The organism is Prauserella aidingensis (assembly GCF_024171865.1).
GTDB classification, from domain to species: Bacteria; Actinomycetota; Actinomycetes; order Mycobacteriales; family Pseudonocardiaceae; genus Prauserella; species Prauserella aidingensis.
Map to the genome: position 1 here is coordinate 62,329 of NZ_JAMTCN010000017.1, position 17,964 is coordinate 80,292.

Consider the following 17,964-nt stretch of genomic DNA (forward strand, 5'->3'; position numbering starts at 1 on the left):
GCGCGCCCGTCGGCCCGCGCGTTCAGCGCTCCAGCAGCGCGACGCATTCGACGTGGTGGGTCATGGGGAACGCGTCGAACGCGCGCAGCGCCGTCATGCGGTAGCCGTGGCCCGCGAACGTGGCGACGTCGCGGGCCAGGGCCGCCGGGTCGCAGGCGACGTAGACGACGCGGTCGGGCGCGGCACCGGCGATCGCCTCGACGATCCCGCGCCCCGCACCCTTGCGCGGCGGGTCGAGGACGACAACGTCCGCCCGTTGCTCCACTGTGGACACGATCCGTTCGACCGTGCCACAGCGCCATTCCACCTGGGAAAGGTCGGCCAGATTGGACTGTCCGTCACGGACGGCCTGCCTGCCCGACTCGACAGCAAGCACCGTGCCGCCGGTGCCGACCTGGTCGGCCAGCACCGAGGCGAACAGGCCCGCACCCGCGTACAGATCCCACACCCGGCCCGCCGCGGGCGCCGCGGCCCACTCCCCCACGACCGCGGCCAGCGCCGTCGCCGCCTGCGGATGGACCTGCCAGAAGCCGTGGGCGGCCACCCGCCACGTGCGCCCGGCCGCGTGCTCGACGGCGACGCCGCCCGACAGCTGCTTCGGCCTGCCGCCCCGGCGGATCTCCGCCAGGTGCACGGTCCCGCGCGTGTCCTCGGCGACCTCGAACTCGGTGCCCGGCCGGGCACTGCGGGCGAGCCCTTCCCGGGCGGCGCCTTCGACGGTGATCGGGCAGTCGTCCAGCGCCACGACGTCGTGGCTCCGGTGGGCCCTCAGCCCCGGCGCGCCGTCCCGGCCGGTGACGAACCGCACGCGGCTGCGCCAGCGCAGCGGCCCGCCGGACAGCTCCTCCACCTCGACGGGCCACGTGAGGCCCGCGAGCCGTTCCAGCTGCTCGGCGACCACCCGTGCCTTCAGGTCACGCTGCGCTGCGGGTGCCGCGTGCTGCCAGTCGCAGCCGCCGCACAGGCCGGGCCCCGCGACCGGGCACGGTGGTTCGACGCGGTCCGGCGAGGCCTCGAGCACGGCGATCGCATCGGCCCTGCAGAAGGACTTGCCACGGTCCTCCGTCACCCGCACCCGCACGCGCTCGCCCGGCAGCGCGTGGCGGACGAACACGACCCGGCCGTCGGCGCGGGCCACACAGTGACCGCCGTGGGCCACGTCCCCGACGTCGACGTCGAACTCCCGGCCGGTCCAGTCGGTGTCGCTCATCGGTCGTCCTTCCCGTCCACGGAGGACCCGGTCCGGCCGCCGTCGCCACCGCCGGTCCCGCCGTTGGTGAGCCCGCGCCGCACGTCGCCGGCGACCGGCCGGGGTCCGTCGGAGTCGGAGCCGTGCGCCCGTTTCGACGACTCCAGCTGCCAGGGCACGCTCGTCACCATGACGCGGGACTGGAACAACAGCCGCGTCTTGAGCCGCAGTGCGCTCTGGTTGTGCAGCACCTGCTCCCACCAGCGGCCGACCACGTACTCGGGAATGAAGATCGTCACGACGTTGCGCGGGTTGTCGCCGCGGACCCGTTTGACGTAGTCGAGCACCGGCCGGGTGATCTCCCGGTACGGCGACTCGACGACCTTCAGCGGGACCGTGAACTTCCGCCGGTTCCAGTCGTCGGTGAGCCTGCGCGTGTCACCGTCGTCGACGTTGACCGTCACCGCTTCCAGCACGTCCGGCTTGGTCGCCTTCGCGTACGCCAGTGCACGCAGGGTGGGCCGGTGGATCTGGGAGACCAGCACGATGGCGTGGTTGCGCGCGGGCAACGTCACCTCTTCGCCCTCGAACTCCTTGATCTCCTCGGCCACGTGGTCGTAGTGCCTGCGGATGCCGCGCATGAGCACGTAGATCACCGCCATCGCGACGATCGAGATCCACGCGCCCTCCAGGAACTTCGTCACGAGGACGATCACCAGCACGGCCGCGGTCATCGCCAGGCCGAAGGAGTTGATGAGCTGCGCGCGCCGCATCTGCTGCCGCGCATGCTGGTCGGTCTCGACGGCGAGCCTGCGGTTCCAGTGCCGGATCATCGCGCTCTGGCTGAGCACGAACGAGACGAACACGCCCACGATGTAGAGCTGGATCAGCTCGGTGACCTGGGCGTCGAACACCGCGACCAGCACGATCGCCAGCAGCGCCAGGAAGAGGATGCCGTTGCTGAAGGCGAGCCGGTCTCCGCGTGTGTGGAGCTGCCGGGGCAGGAACCGGTCCTGCGCCAGGATCGAGGCGAGCACGGGGAAGCCGTTGAACGCCGTGTTGGCCGCCAGCACGAGGATCAGGCCGGTGAAGAAGATGATGTACCAGATCGCGGGCGAGAATCCCCCGAACACGGCTCCGGCCAGCTGGGCGACGAGGGTCTTCTGCTCGTAGCCCTCCGGTGCGCCGATGAGCTGGTGTGCCGGGTCCTCGGCCATGATCACGCCGGTGACGTTGGCCAGGAACAGCAGTCCGAGGAACATCGTCACCGCGAGCACGCCCATCAGCAGCAGCGTCGTGGCGGCGTTCCTGCCCTTGGGTTTGCGGAACGCGGGCACCCCGTTGGCGATCGACTCGACGCCCGTCAGCGCGGCACTGCCGGTCGAGAACGCCCGCAACACGACGAACACGAAGGCGAGTCCCGCGAGGTGGTGCCCCTCGGTCGCCAGCTCGAACCCGGCGCTCTCGGCGCGCACGTCCTCGTCCCTGACGACCGTGCGGACGAAACCCCACCCGATCATGGCGAGGATGCCCACCACGAAGGCGTACGTCGGGATCGCGAACGCGGTGCCGGACTCGCGTACGCCGCGCAGGTTCCCCGCCGCCAGCACCACGATGGCCCCGACCGCGAACAGCACCTGGTGCTCGGCCACGAACGGGACCACCGAACCGATGTTCGCCGCCGCCGCGGAGATCGACACCGCGACGGTGAGCACGTAGTCGACGAGCAGCGCGCACGCCACCCCGAGCCCCCAGTTCGGCCCGTGGTTGACGGTCGCCACCTCGTAGTCGCCGCCGCCCGAGGTGTAGGCGCGGACGTTCTGCCGGTACGAGGCGACGACCGCGGCCATCACGAGCGCGATGACGACGCCGACCCACGGGCTGTAGACGTACGCCGAGGCCCCGGCTATCGAGAGGACGAGGAGGATCTCCTCGGGCGCGTAGGCCACGCTCGACATCGGGTCGGAGGCGAAGACCGGCAACGCGATGCGTTTCGGGAGCCGGGTGTGCGCCAGGCGGTCGCTCCGGAAGGGGCGGCCCAGCAGCAACCGTTTCGTCGCGGTGGCGAACTTGGACACCCGTGCAGGGTAATCACCGCCCGCGGACCGCCGGACGCCGCGGCGCGGTAGGTTGCTTCGCAGTCGCCGGTAACGCACAAGGAGGCATCAGGCACCGTGCACGTGGTGATCATGGGATGCGGCCGGGTGGGCGCATCCCTGGCCGCCGCCCTCGAACGACTCGATCACGAGGTCGCCGTCATCGACCGCGATCAGGAGGCGTTCCGCAGGCTCGGCAGCGACTTCCACGGCCAGCAGGTCGTGGGGATGGGCTTCGACCGGGACGTGCTGCTCGAGGCCGGGGTCGAACGTGCGGGCGCGTTCGCGGCGGTCTCCAGCGGCGACAACTCGAACATCATCGCCGCGCGCGTGGCGCGCGAGCTGTTCGGCGTCGAACACGTCGTGGCCCGCATCTACGACCACAAGCGCGCCGCCGTCTACGAGCGCCTGGGCATCCCGACGATCGCCACCGTGCCGTGGACGACCGACCGGTTCCTGCGCACGCTGCTGCCGGACGGCGTGGCCACGTCGTGGCGCGATCCGACGGGGTCGGTGGCGCTGCTGCAACTGCCGCTGCACGAGGGCTGGATCGGCCGCAACGTGCGGGACATCGAACGCGCCGCGGGGGTCCGAGTGGCGTTCGTCGTGCGTTTCGGCACAGGCGTGCTGCCGACGTCCACGACCGTCGTGCAGGCCGACGACGAGGTGTACGTCGCCGCGCAGTCCGGCACCGTCGGCGACGTCACCGCCGTGGCCGCCCGCGCTCCCGAGGAGGACGACTAGATGCGTGTCGCGATCGCCGGTGCCGGCGCGGTGGGCCGGTCCATCGCCTCCGAGCTCATCGAGGCCGGGCACACCGTGCTGCTGATCGAACGGCTCTCCCGCCAGTTCACCCCCGAGGTCGTCGAGGCGGCCGAGTGGGTGCTCGGCGACGCCTGCGAGATGTCGACGCTCGAGGCGTCGGGTATCGAACGCTGCGACGTCGTCATCGCCGCCACGGGCGACGACAAGGCGAACCTCGTGCTGGCGCTCCTGGCCAAGACCGAGTTCGCCGTGCGGCGCGTGGTGGCGCGCGTGAACAACCCGGCCAACGAGTGGCTGTTCAACGAGAGCTGGGGTGTCGACGTCGCGGTGTCCACGCCGCGGATGCTCGCCGCGATGGTCGAGGAGGCGGTGAGCGTCGGCGACCTGGTGCGGCTCATGACGTTCCGCAAGAGCCAGGCCAACCTCGTCGAACTGACCCTGCCCGAGGAGACACCGCTCGCGGGCACGCCCGTGGAACGGCTCAACCTGCCCCGGGACGCCGCGCTGGTGGCGATCCTGCGCGGGGAACGCGTCATCGTGCCGCAGCCGGACGATCCGGTCGAAGGCGGCGACGAGGTGCTGTTCGTGGCGCCGGAGACGGTCGAACCGGACCTGCGCGCCGCACTCGGCCGCTGAGGCACCGCCGCGACGAGGCGGCCACTGAGGCACGGCGCCGAGGCGCCCTCAGCGGCCGGCGTTCTCGCACGACCGCGTACGGCCGGACCGCAGCTGCCGAGCGCTGCCGTGGGGGTCGTCAGCGAGTCGAGGTGTCGCCGGGGTCGTCGTCCGGTGCCGCGGCGCTGCGCGTCGCGCCTGCTCCCGTCGCGCCGGCACCCGTCGCGCCGGTCGAGACCGCACCGGTCGGCACGGTTCCGGACCGCACCGTGTCCGACGGGGCCGTGTCCGACGGGGCCGTGCCGGAGGCGTCCTGCGGCGGACGGTCGTACTTCGCGCGCAGTTCGGCCTCGATCTCGGCGTCGGTGCGCTGCGCACCCTCGCGCAGGTGTTTGAGCCTGCGGTCGGAACGGCGCACGGCCCACACGACGACCAGCAGTGCCAGGCCGTAGAGCGGGTAGCCCATCGCGATCTTCGCGAACGCCAGCCAGCCCGTGTGGTCCTCGTCGTAGAGCCACTGCTGGACGACGAACCGCGCCGCGAACACGGCGGCCAGCGCGAGCGTGGCGACGTCGTAACCGCGCCGCGACGGCTTGTCCTGACGCCAGTCCATGCCGGTGCCGTTGAGGGCGTTCCACACGACCCCGGCGAGCGGCCAGCGGACGAGCACCGACAGCGCCAGCACACCGAAGTACACCGCCGACGTCCAGATGCCGAACAGGAAGAAGCCCTTGGCCTCGCCCGTGCGGTAGGCGATGAACGCGGCGATCGCGACGCCCAGGAAGCCGGAGATCGCGGGCTGTACCGGCTCCTTGCGCACGATGCGGAGAACCGTGATGGCCACGGCGCTGCCGAGTGCGATCCAGATGGCGGGCATCAGCCCGAACATCGCGTTCGCCAGCACGAACACCACGACGGGAATGCCCGAGTAGATCAGCCCGGAGACGCCGCCCATCTGTTCGAGCATCGTCGGCGCCCGTTCGGCGCCGGTGTCCTGCTCGCCCGGTGCACCGCGCGGGCCCGGCCCGGAGCCGTGTGTCTCGTCCGGCGCTGCGGTGCGGTCGGGCTCACGGTCGGGTGCAGTCACGCGGAAGTACTCCGGATCCTCTCGTCGAGCCGGCTGCGGCGTCAGGTGGGCTGCAGCAGCTCGTAGTACGGGTTGTACAGCACTTTACGGCCTTCGCGGTCCGCCATGCGGCCACGGGCCTTGATGGACCGGCCGGGCTCGATCCCGGGAATCCGCCTGCGGCCGAGCCACACGAGCGTGACCTCGTCGGTGCCGTCGAACAGCTCGGCCTCCAACGTGGCTGCCTCGCTCGCGGGACACAATTCGACACTCCGCAACCGTCCGAGAACGGTCACTTCGTCACCGCAGCGGCAGTCGCACGCGCGCTGCGCGCCGCCCGCTTCGGATTTCTCGGAGAGATCGTCGGCGTCGAGGGTCTCGACGTCGCTGGTGAGTTTCTTGACCAACCGGCTGAAGTAGCCGCCGTCCTTGGCGGGCATGTGCCTGCTCCTGTACTTCGAGGGCCCCCGACTCGGCATTCCACGGCCCGTACGTGTTCAGCGTAGCTTCCGTACGGCACAGGGAAGCCGACGGAGGTCGACTCCCGCAAGACGCCACGACGTGAGCTGCGTTATGCCCGTTCGTGGGTCGTCACCGGTGCGGGGATCCGGGTCGAGCAGGATGTCGGGGTGCCCGCCACACCGTCTCCCCGCGCGGCCCCGCCCGCCCACGCCGCCGTCCTGCCCGGAACGGGGTCGGACGAGGTGTTCGCCCGTGCCGTGTTCGCCCCGGCGCTGACCGGGGCCGGGATCGCGGTGACCGCGCCGCGGCCCCGTGCGGGCCCGACACTCGTCCGCGAGTCCCTCGCGGGACTGGACGCCGCCGCCGGGGCCGCCGACGGGCCGATCCTCGTCGGCGGCGTGTCGCTGGGAGCCCAGCTGGCCGTCGAATGGGCGCTGCGCACTCGGACGCGGTGCGCGGGCGTGCTGGCGGTGCTTCCGGCATGGACCGGCGCACCCGGCGAGGCCCCCGGCGCGGTCGCCGCCCGCGCCTCGGCGGACCTGTTGGACCGCGAAGGTCTGGAGCGCGCACTCGCCCTCTCGACCGACGGCGTGCCACCGTGGCTGGCCGCCGAGCTGACCCGGTCCTGGCGCCGACACGGCGACGGCCTCGCCGCGGGACTGCGTGCCGCGGCCGCCCACCCCGCGCCGGATCTCGACGCTCTCGCCCGCTGCCCCGTCCCGGTCGGCGTCGTCGCCTGCACCGACGACCCGGTGCATCCGGCCGCCCACGCGCGCGCGTGGGCGGAAACGCTGCCCCGGGCCGGACTGCGGGAGATGCCGCTCGCCACGTTCGGCGCCGACCCCGCCTCGGCGGGACACGCGGCACTGACCGCGTGGCGAGAAGCCGCCGGACACGGCTGAACCCGGCCTCGCCCTCGCGGAGCAGGGCCACCCGGGCTGGGTCGCGTCAGCCCTGGCCGGACTGCTGGGCCGCGATGTGCTGGGCCACCTGGTCGGGCAAGCGCACCGGCAGGGGTGTGCGCACCGGCATCGGGGCGTCACCGCGGACGACGACCGTGCCGCGCACGATGTCACGGAGCACCTCGGGCGCCTCCGCGGCCTGCGTCTGCGGCCCGGCGATCACCCCGCGCAGCATCCACCGCGGGCCGTCGACACCGATGAACCGCAGCGCCATCTCACCGATGACGGCCGACAGCTCCATCCCCCATTCACCGCGGCCGAGCGACACCTTCGCACCGTCACCGCGCAGCTGTTCGGCGAGCTCGTCGCTGACCGACCGCCACTGCCCGCCCGAGCGGGGCGCGGCGTAGGCGCTCACCGTCACCTGGCCCTGCGGCACCACGATGTGCACGGCCCGTACGTTGCCGCCCTGCTGGTCCATCTCGACCTGCACCTGCGAGCCGTCCGGCACGGGCACGCGCACCGAGCCGAGGTCCATCCGCGGCACGCCGTCGTCGGGCGCGTCCGCCTCGTCGTACGGGCCCGACGCGCCGTCGACCCGGTCCGCGGGCGAGGCGCCCGCACCGTCGTCGGCGTCACCGGCGCCGTCCGCGGTGGCCACCCGCTCGTCGCCCGAACCGGCCTCCGCGCCGGCTTCCTCCGGGTCCTGCGCCTGTCGTCGTTTCCGTCCGAAAATCCCCACTAGTTCTCCGTTCCGAGGGTCGCGTGCCCACCCGTCGAACCGTAGCCGCCCGTCCCCCGCTCGGTCGGCTCGAGTTCGCCGGTCTCGACGAACTCCGCGCGGCTCACGCGCTGCACGATCAGCTGCGCGATCCGGTCACCCCGCGCGAGCTCGACCGGCTCGGCCGGGTCGAGGTTCACGAGGCACACCTTGATCTCGCCGCGATATCCGGCGTCGATGGTGCCCGGCGTGTTCACGATCGACAGTCCGACGCGCGCTGCCAACCCCGATCGCGGGTGCACAAAACCCGCGTAACCGGACGGCAGCGCGATCGCCACCCCGGTTCCCACCACGGCGCGCTCCCCCGGGGCGAGCACGACGTCCCGCGTGGTCACGAGGTCGGCTCCGGCATCGTCGGGCCGGGCGTACGACGGGACGGGAACGTCGGGATCGACGCGGGAGAACAGGACCTGCACGCTGGACACGGCTGGCGAGACTACCCTGGACCCGTGAGCACGAGTGCACGCGCGCGCCCCGACGGCGACGACCCGGCGCCCGACCCCGACGACGCCCAGGGCAACCACGGGAGCGACCGGGACACGAACCCCGCGGCCGACGCCGAGGTCCGATTCAGTGAACGGCTGTACATGGCGTGGTGGGGCTGGCCGCTGCCCCTCGTCGGCGCCGCCCTGCTCGCCGCGGAGGTCCACATGGGCTATCCCGGCGTGCGTGCCTGGCTGCCGTACGTCGTCCTGCTGCCGCTGGCCGCGCTGCTGCTGCTCGGCTTCGGGCGGCTGGAGGTCCGGGTCACCGGCGGCTCCGAGCCCGAGCTGTGGGTCGGCGACGCCCACCTGCCCCTCCGGCACGTCGGCGCGGTCGACGTCGTCGACAAGGACATGCGGCGCCGGACACTCGGGCCCGAGCTCGACCCCGCGGCGTTCGTCGTCAACCGTGGGTGGATCGCCACGCTCGTGCGCGTCGAGGTGACCGACCCGGAGGATCCGACGCCGTACTGGCTGTTCAGCACCCGCCACCCCGAGCGTCTCGCCACGCTGCTGCGGGAGGCGCGGCCGCCGCTCCGGGTCGACCCCGCGGCAGCGGACGCGCCGTCCGCCGACGACTGACGGGCCGTCCCGCCTCCGCGGTCCCCGCCGACACCGGCGGCTCGTCGGCGCCGGCGGCCCGTCGGCATCGCGACACGACCACCGCGCAACACGACGAGAGCGGCCGGGTGATGGCACCCATCACCCGGCCGCTCTCGTGTCGCCTGTGTCGCCCCCCTCCGCCGCCGGTCCCGCCGTGGGCGGGCCCGGATCACGCGCAGTCGCGGCAGATCAGCTCGGAACCCGATTCCTCCGCGAGCCTGCTGCGGTGGTGCACCAGGAAGCACACCGAGCAGGTGAACTCGTCGGCCTGCTTCGGCACGACCTTCACGGTCAGGTCCTCACCGGACAGCCCCGACAGATCGGCGCCCGGAAGCTCGAAATTCTCGGCGCTCACGTCCTCGTCCACGTCGACGACGCCGGACTGGTTCTCGTTGCGCCGCGCCTTCAGTTCCTCCAGCGAGTCTTCGGCGAGCTCGTCCGCTTCACTGCGGCGCGGAGCGTCGTAGTCGGTCGCCATTGTCCTTCACCCCTGCGATCAGCAATTCTCTCGATACGCGACCGTCGGAGGCGATCTCCGGCGGTCCTGTCGCTTCCGCTGGTCAACGTTCCAGCGCCTGTGTTTGTGCCCGGGAAAAAGGTGAGTGTCGTCTCATCGGTGTTGCCACCTGCGTCACACACCGCCACAGCCCGGGAGCCCGGAGAGGGTAGCCCACCGCGTACCCGGCTCCACAGCAGGTCACCCCGACCTTGCGGCATGTCACTCGAGCGGGTCATTTGATTTCGACAACGGCGGGCTACCCGGGATGTGGTGCCGCGACCCATGAACCTCGGAACACACCCTCACACCGGGCCGACGACCCCGTCGACGACGCCGTGACCGGGCCGGACGGGGTGTCCCCGGCGGGTCCCGGCCTGCGCCGCCGCTGTAACGCCTAAGCTGATCAGCGGCGACATGGACGGTAGTTGGGCGGGTATCGGCGAAGGGACGCGCAGTGGTGTCGGGGACCGGGGGCTTCCGGAGAAGCCGTGTCAAGCCGTACCGGAAGCGCAAGCCGCTGCCCGCACTGATCGTGGTGGCGGTACTGGGCCTGGCGGCGTCGGCGATCTGGATCAACGTGGTCACGTCCACGGAGGATCTGGACGAGGCGATCCGCTGCAGCCCCTCGGCACGTCCACCCGAAGGAGTGACCTTCAACCCGCAGCCGTACGACGCGCTGTCCAGCACCCAGCCCGCGCCGCCGCACCGGGTAAACGTCCAGGTGCTCAACGCCAGCGGGCTGCGCGGCGAAGCCGCGATGACCACGTCGGCCCTCGAACAGCTCGGGTTCACCCAGCTCGGCGAGCCCGCCAACGACGACGCCTACCCGAAGGGCGAAGCCTCCTGCCACGGCCAGCTCCGCTACGGCCCCAACGGCGAGGCCGCCGCCCGCACCCTCCGCCTCATCGACCCCTGCCTGCAGCTCGTCGAGGACGGCAGGAAGGACGCGACCGTCGACCTCGCCATCGGCTCGGCCTTCAACGACGTGCGGCCCACGAGCGAGGCCCTCGACGTCCTGGATCAGCTGAAGAGCTCGAGCAAGGGCGAGACGTCCGGTAGCGAGCAGTCCGCGGGCGGAGCGTCCGGCACGAGCTCACTCGTCGACCGCGAGCTCCTCGACAAGACCGAGCCCGAGCACTGCTGAAGCCGCTGTCCGCCGACGGGCACGTCCTACCCCCGGCGACCCGCGAGCGGACCGCCCGCTGCTGCGCCCACCGCCACCGGGTGCGAGCGCCCCGGTCAGATGCCGCCCATGCCGCAGTCGATCAGCGCCTCACGCAGCGGCCCGGCGATCACGGGCGAGGCCGCCAGCGTGCCGTCGATTCCGAGTTCGGCGTCCTGACCCGGCAGCGACACGACGGCACCGGCCTCCTCGGCCAGCAATGCGGCGGCCGCCCAGTCCCAGCGCGAGAGGCCGTGCTCGGCGTAGCCGTCCAGCCACCCCGCCGCGACGTGGCACAGGTCGAGCGCGGCCGAACCGCCCCTCCGGATGTCCCGCACCCGGCCGAGCAGCTCGGCGACCATGGCGGCCTGCTTCTTCCGACGCTCGGCCACGTAGTTGAAGCCCGTGCCGATCAACGCCATGTCCAGCCCCTCGGGCCGGGACACCGCCAGCCTGCGACCGTCCAGCCACGCGCCGCCACCGCGGGAAGCCGTCCACCGGCGGCCGCTCACCGGTTCCACGACCGCGCCCGCGACGGACACGCCGTCGATCTGCGCCCCGACGGACACGGCGAACTCGGGCAGGCCGTAGAGGAAGTTCACGGTGCCGTCGATCGGGTCGGCCACCCACGTGACACCGCCGTCGCCCGCGTCACCGCCTGCCTCCTCACCGACGACGGGCTCGCCGGGCCGCAGCTCGACGAGCCGGGCGCGGATGAGCTTCTCCGAGGCCACGTCCACGGCCGTGACGACGTCGGTGCGGCTGCTCTTCGTCCGCACGTCCACGCCCGCCCCGTCGAGCATCGACTCGCGTTCGGCGGCGACGAACGCGGCCGCTTCGACGGCGACGCGCTCGGCGACGTCGAGCAGGTCGGCGTGCGGCACGGCACCGGCACCGGCGGAGTCGTCCGCGGGGGCGGAACGGTGTGGTTCGGGGGTTTCGGATTCGGGTTCGATCGCGTCCACGGGACCTATAGGACCACACCCCGGCCCCGGTCCCGCTACAGTCTCCGGCCAGGAATCTGAATCGAGCAGGAAGGGGCGACGCCGATGGCGGCGACGCGGGGGTTCGGCATCGACGTCGGCGGGAGCGGGATCAAGGGCGCTCTCGTCGACCTCGACACGGGCGAGTTCATCGGCGACCGAATGCGCATCGAGACGCCGCATCCGGCCACGCCCGACGCCGTGGCGGACGTCGTGGGCGAGATCGTCCGGCACTTCGAGTGGGACGGCCCCGTCGGTGTGACGCTCCCCGCCGTCGTCAAGCAGGGGGTGGCCCACACCGCGGCCAACATCGACCCCAGCTGGATCGGCACGGACGCCGACGCCCTGTTCGCGGAGCGGCTCGGCCGCGCGCGCGAGGACGTCGCCATGCTCAACGACGCCGACGCTGCGGGCCTGGCCGAGATGCGCTTCGGTGACCCGGCGGTGCGTCGCGGCGTCGTCGCGCTGCTGACGTTCGGCACCGGCATCGGCAGCGCCCTGTTCGACGACGGCAAGCTCATGCCCAACACCGAGTTCGGCCACATCGAGGTCGACGGCCACGACGGCGAGACCAGGGCCGCCGCGTCGGTGAAGGACCGCGAGGGTCTCTCGTACCCGGAATGGGCGGCGCGCGTGGATCGTTATCTGACCGTGCTCGAGAACCTGATCTGGCCGGACCGGTTCGTCGTCGGCGGCGGGGTGAGCAAGAAGTCCGACAAATGGGTACCCCTGCTGACGAACCGCACGCCGGTCGTGGCGGCATCGCTGCAGAACAACGCGGGGATCGTCGGCGCGGCCGCGGCCGCCGCCGAGGGCATCGAACCCTGACCACCGGCCCGGCCGCACCACCGTCGACACCCCGGCGGCCGGGCGGACGGTGGGTTTCCGACGGCGAAAAACATGATCGCGCCCCGACTCCGTGGGGCGACGTCGTTACAATGGAACACGGCCCTCGACTGCGGGATGCGAAACCGCAGGCCGGGGGCATGTCCCCCGAATCCAAGGCAGCCGGGACGCATGCGTACCGGTTCGTCATGATCGACCGCTGCGAAAGGGCGTACGTGGCAGCCGCAAAGACCGCAACCCGAAGCGGGCCGAAGACAACGAGCGCCGCCGAGCAAGCGACAGCCGAGGAGACGGCGGCCGCCGACGGCGCCGAGGCGCCGGAAGCGACAGCGACCAAGCCTGCGCGCAAGACGGCCGCGAAGAAGTCTTCCGCCAAGTCCACCAAGACGGCCAAGTCGGAGGGTTCCGCCAAGGCGAAGCCCAAGGCCGACGGCGAGGAACCCGACCTCGACGGCGCCGATGTCGAGGACGTCGACCTGTCCGACCTCGACGTCGACGCGGTCGAGGTGGATGTCGTCGACGCCACGGTGACCGAGGAGGACGCCGAGGAGGCCGAGGCCGAATCCGAGGAGGCTCCGAGCGGCAAGAAGAAGCAGCAGACCGCCGACGGTGACTTCGTCTGGGACGAGGAGGAGTCGGAGGCCCTGCGGCAGGCCCGCAAGGACGCCGAGCTCACCGCGTCGGCCGACTCGGTCCGCGCCTACCTGAAGCAGATCGGCAAGGTCGCCCTCCTCAACGCGGAGGAAGAGGTCGAGCTCGCCAAGCGCATCGAGGCCGGCCTGTACGCCTCCGAGCGCATGCGCGTCATCGAGGAAAAGGGCGAGAAGCTCACCACTCAGATGCGCCGCGACCTGAAGTGGATCATCCGCGACGGCGAGCGTGCCAAGAGCCACCTGCTCGAGGCGAACCTGCGACTCGTCGTGTCGCTGGCCAAGCGCTACACCGGCCGCGGCATGGCGTTCCTGGATCTGATCCAGGAGGGCAACCTGGGCCTGATCCGTGCGGTCGAGAAGTTCGACTACACCAAGGGCTTCAAGTTCTCCACCTACGCCACGTGGTGGATCCGCCAGGCGATCACCCGCGCGATGGCCGACCAGGCGCGCACCATCCGTATCCCGGTGCACATGGTCGAGGTCATCAACAAGCTCGGCCGCATCCAGCGTGAGCTGCTGCAGGACCTCGGCCGCGAGCCCACCCCCGAGGAGCTCGCCAAGGAGATGGACATCTCCCCGGAGAAGGTCCTGGAGATCCAGCAGTACGCCCGCGAGCCGATCTCGCTCGACCAGACCATCGGCGACGAGGGCGACTCGCAGCTCGGCGACTTCATCGAGGACTCCGAGGCGGTCGTCGCCGTCGACGCCGTGTCGTTCACGCTGCTGCAGGACCAGCTCCAGTCGGTGCTGCAGACGCTGTCCGAGCGTGAGGCCGGCGTCGTCCGGCTGCGCTTCGGCCTCACCGACGGCCAGCCGAGGACTTTAGACGAGATCGGTCAGGTCTACGGCGTCACGCGCGAGCGGATCCGCCAGATCGAGTCGAAGACGATGTCGAAGCTGCGCCACCCGTCCCGGTCGCAGGTCCTGCGGGACTACCTGGACTGACGGACGAAACCGGCGTCACGGCCCGACCATGGCCGCCGATCCGCACAGCGCGGGTCGGCGGCCATTGTCATGTCCGGCCCGATCTCGTGTCCGGCACCCTGCCGCAGGGGACGTCGTGGCCGGGATTCCGTGGTGTCCGACGATTCCGTGGTGTCCGACGTGGACGGCCGGATCGTCCCGTATGGCCGGACCGATACGGCGACGGCGCGGTTTCTCACTCTCCCGGGGAGACCGCGCCGTCCACTGTGTCCTGAGTCATGGTCCTGAGTCATGACCGGAGGGCCTGCCGCCGGCGCCATGTCGGCGCCCGCCGCGGCACCGCCTCCGCCGCGGCACCGCACCACGTCCCGTCAGGGAGGTTCGCGCACCGACTCGTCGGGGCCGCGCGAGCGCAGCAGCACGCCGCAGACGACGGCGAGAATCCCGATCGCCTCCGTGACCGCGGGCACCTGTCCCAGTACGACCAGGCCGACGACCGTCGCGGTCACCGGCAGCAGCGCCAGCAGCACCGCGAACCGCGCCTGTCCGACGCGTCGCAGCACCACCTGGTCCAGCCCGTAGGGCACGACGGTCGACAGCAGGCCGACGCCGATGCCGAGCAGGAGCAGGTCCGGTTCTCCCCACACGCCTCCGGTACCGAGCGCCAGCGGGCTCAGCACCACCGTGGCGACGGTGAAGCCGACCGCGAGACTGTCGATGCCGTTACCGCCGAGCGCCACCTTCTTGCCGAGCACGATGTAGCCGGCCCAGGCCGCCGCGGCGGCCAGCGCGAACGCCACACCCGCCGGACTGCCACTCCACTGCACGTCGGCGATCGCCAGCACGCCCGCCACGACGAGGGTCAGTGCGGCGAAGTCCCGCCTCGTGCGCGAGCCGAGCGCGGCCACCAGGACGGGGCCCACGAACTCGATGGCGGTGGCCGTTCCGAGGGGCAAGCGGGCGATCGCCTCGTAGTAGACGACGTTCATCAACGCCGTGACCACGCCGAACGTGCCCGCCAGCAGCAGCGGCCTGCCTCGCCACGCCTCCCGTCCGGGCCTGCGCCATGCGAGAAGTATCACAGCGGCCCCGAGACAACGCAGCCACGCCACGCCTGCCGGGCTCGACGCCTCGAAAAGCCATACGGCGACGGCCGCGCCCACGTAGATCGAAATTCCGCTGAGAACGAACAGGGCCGGTGCGGGAACCGCGTCGATTCGCCGTTTCGCAGCCGAGATATTCACACGACGATGGTGCCCGACCACCGAAAATGCCCTGCTGAGGGGCCTACGCGTGCCGTGGCGGTGACCACGCACGAAACGGCCGTCGACACAAGGTCTGCCACGACGTGACACACCTCCCACCGACGCGGGAACACTTGCGAGCGCCACAACGTCTGTAAGAGTGGACGGCAGCGAACAACGAAAGCGGCACCAGAGCCGACTTCGTTCTCGCGGCTGAATTGATGGCATCGGCGCGCCGATGCCGGGACGGAGGGAGACTCCCATGACTTCACCGACGCTCACCCGCCCCGAACTGACCCGCGCGGACCGTTGCGACCGGTGCGGAGCCGCTGCCCAGTTGCGAGCGGTACTCCCCAGCGGCGGCGAACTGCTCTTCTGCGGACACCACGGCCGTGAGTACGAGGCCAAGCTGAAGGAACAGGACGCCGACATTCAGCGCTGAGAAGCCATCACCAGCCGTCGACACGGCTTGTCGGGCGGCCGGGGCGGGGCGCAGCGGAGCGGGACAGAGAGCGCCGTTGTGAGACTCGCACCGACATGACATCAGCAACCGACACGCAGAAGGGGCGGAACCCGAATAATTCGGGTTCCGCCCCTTCTCGGTGCGACGCCTCGTCCCGGTTCCACGCCCGGGTGGGGCGGTCACCAGGAACCGGTCACCAGGAACGCAGGGTCGCGATCCGCTCCTCGAGCTGCTCCACGGTCGCCATCGCCGTCGGCGGGCCCCCGCAGATCCGGCGCAGCTCGTTGTGGATCGCGCCGTGCGGCTTCTTCGTCCGGTGGTGGTAGACGCCCACCAGCGTGTTGAGCTCCTTGCGCAGCGCATGGATCCGCTCCCCGACCGCCTGGGGGCGCGCCGCGGGCTCGGGTGCCGGCTCGGGCTGTTTCGGCTTCCGCCGCTGTTCGTCGGCGAGCTGCTCCTCCTGCCGTTTCCGCAGCAGTGCCCGCACCTGGTCCGGCTCCAGCAGCCCCGGTAGCCCCAGGTACTCCTGCTCCTCCTCGCTACCCGAGAACACCGCGGTGCCGAACGAGTCGCCGTCGTAGATCACCTGGTCGAGCTCGGCCGAGGCGCCCAGTGAGGTGAACGCCTTCTCCTCCTCACCGGGCTCGTCCTCGGTCCGGTTGGCCGCGAGCAGCAGCTCGTCGTCCCAGCCCTCCTTCTCCCGGTGCGGTTTGCCCAGCACGTGGTCGCGTTCGGCCTCCAGCTGGCTCGCCAGCTCGAGCAGCACCGGCACGCTCGGCAGGAAGATGCTCGCCGTCTCCCCCGGCTTGCGCGCACGCACGAACCGGCCGATGGCCTGCGCGAAGAACAGCGGTGTGGACGCGCTCGTGGCGTACACCCCGACCGCCAGCCGCGGCACGTCGACGCCTTCGGAGACCATCCGCACCGCCACCAGCCAGCGCTCCGTCGAGTCCGCGAACTCGCCGATGCGCTGCGTGGCCTTCGGGTCGTCGGAGAGCACGACGACGGGCTGCTCGCCCGCGATGCGCTGCAGGATCTTCGCGTAGGCGCGCGCGGAGTCCTGATCGCTCGCGATCACCAGACCGCCCGCGTCCGGTATGCCGTTCGCCCGCAGCTGGGACAGCCGCGTGTCGGCGGCCTGCAGCACCGACGGCACCCACTCCCCGCCCGGGTCGAGGGCGGTGCGCCAGGCCCGCGCCGTCTGTTCGGCCGTCAGCGGTTCACCCAGGCGCGCGGTGAACTCGTCCCCCGCGCTGGTGCGCCAGGACGCCTCCCCGGAGTAGGCCAGGAACACCACGGGCCGCACGACACCGTCGGCGAGCGCGTCGGAATAGTTGTAGCTGCTGTCGGCCTTGCTGCGGAGGGCCCCGTCGGCGTCCGGCTCGTAGGTGACGAACGGGATCGGCGAGTCGTCGCTGCGGAACGGCGTACCGGTCAGGGCCAGCCTGCGGACCGCAGGCGTGCACGCCTCCTCGATCGCCTCGCCCCACGACTTGGCGTCGCCGGCGTGGTGGATCTCGTCGAGGATCACCAGCGTCTTGCGGTTCTCCGTGCGTACCCGGTGCAGGTTCGGATGCGCGGCGATCTGCGCGTACGTGACCGCGACGCCCTGGTAGTCCGACGAGGTGACGCCCGTGGTGTTGCGGAAGTTCGAGTCGATCGCGATGCCCGCGGCCGCTGCGGACGACGCCCACTGGTGTTTGAGGTGTTCGGTGGGCGTGACGATCGTGATCGCGTCGATCGTGCGGTCGGACAGCAGCTCGGCGGCCACCCGCAGGCCGAACACCGTCTTACCGGCTCCCGGCGTCGCGACGGCGAGGAAGTCCTTCGGCCGCTGCGTGAGGTACTTCGTCAGGGCCCGCCGCTGCCACGCGCGCAGCGGCCGCGCCGTCGCGTCGCTGTCGGGTTCCGGTGCGGCCACGGCGCGCTCCTCGCGGCGCGTCCGAGCCGCCTCCTGGTCCGACGTCGCCGACACAGCCGATGCACTCCCCTTTCCCACCAGAACCGACCACGGCCACCGGCTCCCGGTGACCCGCTCTCGGGCGCCCGCCACGCGGCGGGCTCGCACAGCAAAACCCTCCCGCGCCGGCCGGCTCCGGTGGCGGCCGCGTGGTGAGGGCGCGTCGGAAAGAGTACCCGGACCGTCCGACGGGACCGGGCCACGGCCGGGCCCCCGAGATCGCCCGGCGAGGCGTTTTCGTGCGACACGCCCGGGCCGATGTCCCGGGC

Annotated in this window: 17 protein-coding genes and 1 pseudogene; 8 read left to right on the forward strand and 10 right to left on the reverse strand. The window is 71.7% G+C overall.

From position 1 onward, the window contains the following. Positions 1 to 22 precede the first annotated feature (22 nt). Both LY13_RS17105 and LY13_RS17110 read right to left on the reverse strand, forming a co-directional pair. Complete coding sequence (locus LY13_RS17105; protein ID WP_253829472.1) at positions 23 to 1,210, reverse strand: class I SAM-dependent RNA methyltransferase; 1,188 nt, start codon at positions 1,208 to 1,210, stop codon at positions 23 to 25. Continuing rightward, positions 1,207 to 3,267 carry an APC family permease gene (locus LY13_RS17110; RefSeq protein ID WP_253829473.1) on the reverse strand — a complete coding sequence of 687 codons (2,061 nt, stop codon included), beginning with the start codon at positions 3,265 to 3,267 and terminating at the stop codon, positions 1,207 to 1,209. The genes LY13_RS17105 and LY13_RS17110 overlap by 4 nt, the downstream gene beginning before the upstream one ends. 96 nt (positions 3,268 to 3,363) lie before the next feature. Between LY13_RS17110 and LY13_RS17115 the strand changes: the two genes are divergently transcribed. After that, complete coding sequence (locus tag LY13_RS17115) at positions 3,364 to 4,029, forward strand: potassium channel family protein (protein ID WP_253829474.1); 666 nt, start codon at positions 3,364 to 3,366, stop codon at positions 4,027 to 4,029. Beyond that, entirely contained in the window at positions 4,030 to 4,686 is a 657-nt protein-coding gene (locus tag LY13_RS17120; RefSeq protein WP_253829475.1) for a potassium channel family protein, read from the forward strand. Between the two features lie 295 nt (positions 4,687 to 4,981). Here the strand turns inward: LY13_RS17120 and LY13_RS17125 are convergent. After that, positions 4,982 to 5,752: pseudogene (locus tag LY13_RS17125) on the reverse strand (DUF3159 domain-containing protein); the annotation flags it as partial. A 41-nt stretch (positions 5,753 to 5,793) separates the two neighbouring features. Beyond that, positions 5,794 to 6,171, reverse strand: a complete 378-nt coding sequence (locus tag LY13_RS17130) for an OB-fold nucleic acid binding domain-containing protein (RefSeq protein WP_183652659.1) — start codon at positions 6,169 to 6,171, stop codon at positions 5,794 to 5,796. Positions 6,172 to 6,360: 189 nt separating this feature from the next. Here LY13_RS17130 and LY13_RS17135 point away from each other — a divergent pair, with 189 nt between their 5' ends. Further along, positions 6,361 to 7,095, forward strand: a complete 735-nt coding sequence (locus LY13_RS17135; RefSeq protein WP_253829476.1) for an alpha/beta fold hydrolase — start codon at positions 6,361 to 6,363, stop codon at positions 7,093 to 7,095. Between the two features lie 46 nt (positions 7,096 to 7,141). On the opposite strand, the gene LY13_RS17140 is transcribed toward LY13_RS17135, so the two are convergent. Together LY13_RS17140 and dut are read right to left on the reverse strand one after the other, a co-directional pair. Further along, complete coding sequence (locus LY13_RS17140) at positions 7,142 to 7,837, reverse strand: DUF3710 domain-containing protein (RefSeq protein WP_253829477.1); 696 nt, start codon at positions 7,835 to 7,837, stop codon at positions 7,142 to 7,144. Then, complete coding sequence (dut, locus tag LY13_RS17145) at positions 7,837 to 8,301, reverse strand: dUTP diphosphatase (protein ID WP_253829478.1); 465 nt, start codon at positions 8,299 to 8,301, stop codon at positions 7,837 to 7,839. Before dut ends, LY13_RS17140 begins: the two co-directional genes overlap by 1 nt. 24 nt (positions 8,302 to 8,325) lie before the next feature. Here dut and LY13_RS17150 point away from each other — a divergent pair, with 24 nt between their 5' ends. Further along, complete coding sequence (locus LY13_RS17150; protein ID WP_308216355.1) at positions 8,326 to 8,940, forward strand: DUF3093 domain-containing protein; 615 nt, start codon at positions 8,326 to 8,328, stop codon at positions 8,938 to 8,940. 190 nt (positions 8,941 to 9,130) lie between these two features. Here the strand turns inward: LY13_RS17150 and LY13_RS17155 are convergent, their stop codons facing one another. Then, positions 9,131 to 9,439 carry a DUF4193 domain-containing protein gene (locus tag LY13_RS17155; RefSeq protein WP_253829479.1) on the reverse strand — a complete coding sequence of 103 codons (309 nt, stop codon included), beginning with the start codon at positions 9,437 to 9,439 and terminating at the stop codon, positions 9,131 to 9,133. 478 nt (positions 9,440 to 9,917) lie between these two features. Between LY13_RS17155 and cei the strand changes: the two genes are divergently transcribed. Then, the gene (gene cei, locus LY13_RS17160) at positions 9,918 to 10,604 is read left to right on the forward strand and encodes an envelope integrity protein Cei (protein WP_308216356.1); all 687 of its coding nucleotides are present in this window, start codon (positions 9,918 to 9,920) and stop codon (positions 10,602 to 10,604) included. A 95-nt stretch (positions 10,605 to 10,699) separates the two neighbouring features. Here cei and LY13_RS17165 read toward each other — a convergent pair whose 3' ends face one another. After that, complete coding sequence (locus LY13_RS17165) at positions 10,700 to 11,491, reverse strand: inositol monophosphatase family protein (protein WP_301299239.1); 792 nt, start codon at positions 11,489 to 11,491, stop codon at positions 10,700 to 10,702. Between the two features lie 180 nt (positions 11,492 to 11,671). On the opposite strand from LY13_RS17165, the gene ppgK reads away from it, so the two are divergent. Both ppgK and LY13_RS17175 read left to right on the forward strand, forming a co-directional pair. Beyond that, complete coding sequence (gene ppgK, locus LY13_RS17170; RefSeq protein WP_253829481.1) at positions 11,672 to 12,433, forward strand: polyphosphate--glucose phosphotransferase; 762 nt, start codon at positions 11,672 to 11,674, stop codon at positions 12,431 to 12,433. 206 nt (positions 12,434 to 12,639) lie between these two features. Next, positions 12,640 to 14,049, forward strand: a complete 1,410-nt coding sequence (locus tag LY13_RS17175; RefSeq protein WP_253829536.1) for an RNA polymerase sigma factor — start codon at positions 12,640 to 12,642, stop codon at positions 14,047 to 14,049. 350 nt (positions 14,050 to 14,399) lie between these two features. Here LY13_RS17175 and LY13_RS17180 read toward each other — a convergent pair whose 3' ends face one another. Beyond that, positions 14,400 to 15,272, reverse strand: coding sequence for an EamA family transporter (locus tag LY13_RS17180; protein ID WP_253829482.1), 873 nt, complete (start codon positions 15,270 to 15,272; stop codon positions 14,400 to 14,402). 262 nt (positions 15,273 to 15,534) lie between these two features. On the opposite strand from LY13_RS17180, the gene LY13_RS17185 reads away from it, so the two are divergent. Continuing rightward, on the forward strand, positions 15,535 to 15,714 hold the full coding sequence (locus LY13_RS17185; RefSeq protein ID WP_183652685.1) for a DUF7455 domain-containing protein: 180 nt from the start codon (positions 15,535 to 15,537) through the stop codon (positions 15,712 to 15,714). 214 nt (positions 15,715 to 15,928) lie between these two features. Here the strand turns inward: LY13_RS17185 and LY13_RS17190 are convergent, their stop codons facing one another. Next, entirely contained in the window at positions 15,929 to 17,656 is a 1,728-nt protein-coding gene (locus LY13_RS17190) for a DEAD/DEAH box helicase (protein WP_253829483.1), read from the reverse strand. Between the last annotated feature and the right edge of the window lie 308 nt (positions 17,657 to 17,964).

Bases quoted from the DNA above. Each gene is read 5' to 3' on its own strand.
- LY13_RS17105 (WP_253829472.1), bottom strand. From the start codon at position 1,210: ATGAGCGACACCGACTGGACCGGCCGGGAGTTCGACGTCGACGTCGGG.
- LY13_RS17175 (WP_253829536.1), top strand. From the start codon at position 12,640: ATGATCGACCGCTGCGAAAGGGCGTACGTGGCAGCCGCAAAGACCGCA.
- ppgK (WP_253829481.1), top strand. From the start codon at position 11,672: ATGGCGGCGACGCGGGGGTTCGGCATCGACGTCGGCGGGAGCGGGATC.
- LY13_RS17155 (WP_253829479.1), bottom strand. From the start codon at position 9,439: ATGGCGACCGACTACGACGCTCCGCGCCGCAGTGAAGCGGACGAGCTC.
- LY13_RS17185 (WP_183652685.1), top strand. From the start codon at position 15,535: ATGACTTCACCGACGCTCACCCGCCCCGAACTGACCCGCGCGGACCGT.
- LY13_RS17130 (WP_183652659.1), bottom strand. From the start codon at position 6,171: ATGCCCGCCAAGGACGGCGGCTACTTCAGCCGGTTGGTCAAGAAACTC.
- LY13_RS17120 (WP_253829475.1), top strand. From the start codon at position 4,030: ATGCGTGTCGCGATCGCCGGTGCCGGCGCGGTGGGCCGGTCCATCGCC.